Source organism: Nocardioides sp. (assembly GCF_036401255.1).
Classification (GTDB): domain Bacteria; phylum Actinomycetota; class Actinomycetes; order Propionibacteriales; family Nocardioidaceae; genus Nocardioides.
Map to the genome: position 1 here is coordinate 1 of NZ_DASWVI010000032.1, position 3,545 is coordinate 3,545.

3 protein-coding genes are annotated in these 3,545 nt (G+C 71.8%); 2 read left to right on the forward strand and 1 reads right to left on the reverse strand.

The window, feature by feature from the left end:
• The coding region (locus tag VGD85_RS01240) for a hypothetical protein (protein WP_331061632.1) at window positions 1-543 on the forward strand (543 nt) is incomplete at its 5' end.
• A gap of 50 nt (window positions 544-593) precedes the next feature.
• On the opposite strand, the gene coaA is transcribed toward VGD85_RS01240, so the two are convergent.
• Window positions 594-1,595 (reverse strand): type I pantothenate kinase, encoded by a 1,002-nt coding sequence (coaA, locus tag VGD85_RS01245; RefSeq protein ID WP_331061633.1) that lies wholly within the window; start codon window positions 1,593-1,595, stop codon window positions 594-596.
• 41 nt (window positions 1,596-1,636) lie between these two features.
• Between coaA and glmS the strand changes: the two genes are divergently transcribed.
• Window positions 1,637-3,481 carry a glutamine--fructose-6-phosphate transaminase (isomerizing) gene (gene glmS / locus VGD85_RS01250; RefSeq protein ID WP_331061634.1) on the forward strand — a complete coding sequence of 615 codons (1,845 nt, stop codon included), beginning with the start codon at window positions 1,637-1,639 and terminating at the stop codon, window positions 3,479-3,481.
• Window positions 3,482-3,545: the final 64 nt, after the last annotated feature.

Below are 3,545 nucleotides of genomic sequence, written 5' to 3' on the forward strand. Positions count from 1 at the left end.
TCCCACGGGGTCGATGAGGTGGCCGGGGCGCGCGACCGCCCCGCGCCGCTGGTCGTGCGCGACGCGCGCAGCGGTGCCAGCTTCGAGGTGCCGGCGACCGACTGGCGCGTCGAGGACCGCGACGTGCGGATCTACTACGCCGACGACGCGGGCCGCCCGGTGGCGGTGGTCCGGGGGCCGGCGGTGTTCCGGTCCGGCTACTGCGCCGAGCGGCCGCGGGACTCCAACCGCGGCTTCGCGGGCTTCACCCGCCAGGGCTTCCGGGCCTGGGTCGGCGGGATCACCCACGGGCGCGGCACCTGGACGACCGGCACCTCGCACGAGCGGATCCGACTGGCCGACGGCACCACCGGGCGGCTCACCCGGCTCGGCCTCGCCCTGGACCGCGGTGGGCCGTGCGCGGCGCTCGGGGTCGAGGTCGCGATGGTCGAGTCCGGCGGCGTGCGCGTGGTGCTGGTGCGCGACACCGCGGTCGACGACGAGCTGCCCACCGACGACGTCGAGGAGGTCCTGGCGAGCCTGCGCCTCGGCTCGGCGGACTAGGGTCTTTGATCGAGTCGCGGTCAGCCGGCCATGGACTTGGTCAACAGACCCTAGAGCTTGCGCAACCGCACGTAGCGCACCGAGTGGTCGTGGTCCTTGCGGAGCACCAACGTGGCGCGTGAGCGCGTGGGCAGCACGTTCTGGGTGAGGTTGGGACCGTTGATCGTGTCCCAGATCCGCCGGGCCTCCGCGATCGCCTCGTCCGTGGAGAGCGTGGCGTACTTGGCGAAGTAGGAGCCGGTGTCCTGGAACGCGGTCTCGCGCAGCCGAAGGAAGCGCGACACGTACCAGTCGCGGATCGTGCTGGTCGCGGCGTCGACGTACACGCTGAAGTCGAAGAAGTCGCTCAGCGTCAGGCCGGTGCGCCCGTCGTCGCGCACCCGGGCGGGCTGCAGGACGTTGAGCCCCTCGACGATCACGATGTCGGGGCGCCGGATCACGACGTGCTCGTCGGGGACGACGTCGTAGACCAGGTGGGAGTACGTCGGGGCGAGCACCTCGTCCTTGCCCGACTTGATGTCCACGACGAACCGGAGCAGGGCGCGGCGGTCGTAGGACTCGGGGAAGCCCTTGCGCTCCAGCAGCCCGCGCCGCTCGAGCTCGGCGTTGGGGTACAGGAAGCCGTCGGTGGTCACCAGTGCGACGTTGGGGTGCTGGGGCCAGTGCGCGAGCATCTGCTGCAACACCCGCGCGGTCGTGGACTTGCCGACCGCGACCGACCCCGCCAGCCCGATGACGAACGGGGTGCGTGGCGGCTGCTCCTGGTGGAGGAACTCCTCCTGGCGGCGGTAGAGCCGGCTCGCGGACTCGACGTACAGGCTGAGCAGCCGGGAGACCGGCAGGTAGATCTGCTGGACCTCGTCGAGGTCGAGCTGGTCGCCGAGGCCGCGCAGCCGCTGGATCTCCTCGGCGCTGAGCGGGTTCTCGACCTCGCTGGCCAGCGCGGCCCAGGCCGAGCGGTCCAGCTCGAGGTAGGGAGAGGACTCCCGTCCGGCGTCGGCGGGGGTGAGCTCGCCGGGGGCTCCGACCTGGGCACCGCCGTGGGAGGGCATGCTGGCGATTCTTGCAAAGCCCCGCCGTTACAGTGACACCCGTGTGCGGGATCGTCGGATACGTGGGCCACCGGGCGGCGCAGGACGTCGTGGTCGAGGGGCTCCGCAGGCTGGAGTACCGCGGCTACGACTCGGCGGGGATCGCCCTGGTGGCCGAGGGGGCGCTGGCCACCGACAAGCGCGCCGGCAAGCTCGCGAACCTCGAGAAGGCGATCGTCGACACGCCGCTGCCGGTGTCGACCACCGGCATCGGGCACACCCGCTGGGCCACCCACGGCGCGCCCAACGACGTCAACGCCCACCCGCACACGGGCCCCGCCCGGCGGGTGGGGCTGGTGCACAACGGGATCATCGAGAACTTCGCCGAGCTGCGCACCGAGCTCGAGGCCACCGGTGAGCCGCTGCTCTCCGAGACCGACACCGAGGTCGCCGCGCACCTGCTGGAGCTCGAGGTCGCCGCAGGCGCCGACCTGACCGAGGCGATGCAGCGCGTCGTACGCCGCCTCGAGGGGGCGTTCACCCTCGTCGCCGTCGACGCTCAGGACCCCGACCGGGTGGTCGCCGCCCGGCGCAGCTCCCCGCTGGTGGTCGGCCTCGGCGAGGGTGAGAGCTTCCTCGGCTCCGACGTGGCCGCGTTCATCGAGCACACCCGCGAGGCGCTCGAGCTCGACCAGGACCAGGTCGTCACGATCACCCGCGAGGGCGTCTCGGTCACCGGCTTCGACGGCTCGCCGGCCGAGGGCCGCCGCTACCACGTCGACTGGGACCTCTCGGCGGCCGAGAAGGACGGCCACGACTGGTTCATGCGCAAGGAGATCTTCGAGCAGCCGCGCGCCGTGGCCGACTCGCTGCTCGGCCGGCGTACGGCCGACGGGCACCTGCACCTCGACGAGATGCGTCTGTCCGACCAGGAGCTGCGCGACGTCGACAAGATCATCATCATCGCGGCGGGCACGTCGTTCTACGCCGGCATGGTGGCGAAGTACGCCATCGAGCACTGGTGCCGGATCCCGGTCGAGGTCGAGCTGTCCTCGGAGTTCCGCTACCGCGACCCGATCCTCGACTACTCGACGCTGGTCGTGGCGATCAGCCAGTCCGGCGAGACTGCCGACACCCTGCAGGCGATCCGCCACGCGCGCACGCAGCGCTCGAAGGTGCTCGCGATCTGCAACACCAACGGCTCGACGATCCCCCGCGAGTCCGACGCGGTGATCTACACCCACGCCGGCCCCGAGATCGGGGTCGCCTCCACCAAGGGGTTCCTCACCCAGCTGGTCGCCTGCTACCTGCTCGCGCTCTACCTCGCCGAGGTCAAGGGCACCAGGTACGGCGACGAGATCGACCAGGTGATGCGCCAGCTCGAGGCGATGCCTGCGCACATCCAGCGGATGCTCGACGCCGCCGAGCCGGTCTACGCGCTGGCCCGCGAGCACGTCGGGACCCGCTCGGTGCTGTTCCTCGGCCGGCACGCGGGCTACCCGGTCGCACTCGAGGGCGCCCTGAAGCTCAAGGAGCTGGCCTACCTGCACGCCGAGGGCTTCGCCGCCGGCGAGCTCAAGCACGGGCCGATCGCGCTGGTCGAGGACGGGCTGCCGGTGCTGTGCATCGTGCCGCCGGCCGGCCGCGACCAGCTGCGGGACAAGATGGTCAGCGGCATCCAGGAGGTCCGGGCCCGCGGGGCCCGCACGATCTGCCTGGCCGAGGAGGGCGACGACCGGATCACGCCGTACGCCGACGTGCTCATCCGGCTGCCGGCCGTGCCGGTGTTGCTGCAGCCGCTGGTGGCCGTCGTCCCGCTCCAGCTGTTCGCCTGCGAGCTGGCGACGCTGATGGGCCACGACGTCGACCAGCCGCGCAACCTGGCGAAGTCCGTCACGGTCGAGTGAGGGGACCGCACTCGTGATCGTCGGGCTGGGCATCGACGTCGTCGAGCTCGTGCGCTTCGAGGCC

Bases quoted from the DNA above. Each gene is read 5' to 3' on its own strand.
- coaA (WP_331061633.1), bottom strand. From the start codon at position 1,595: ATGCCCTCCCACGGCGGTGCCCAGGTCGGAGCCCCCGGCGAGCTCACC.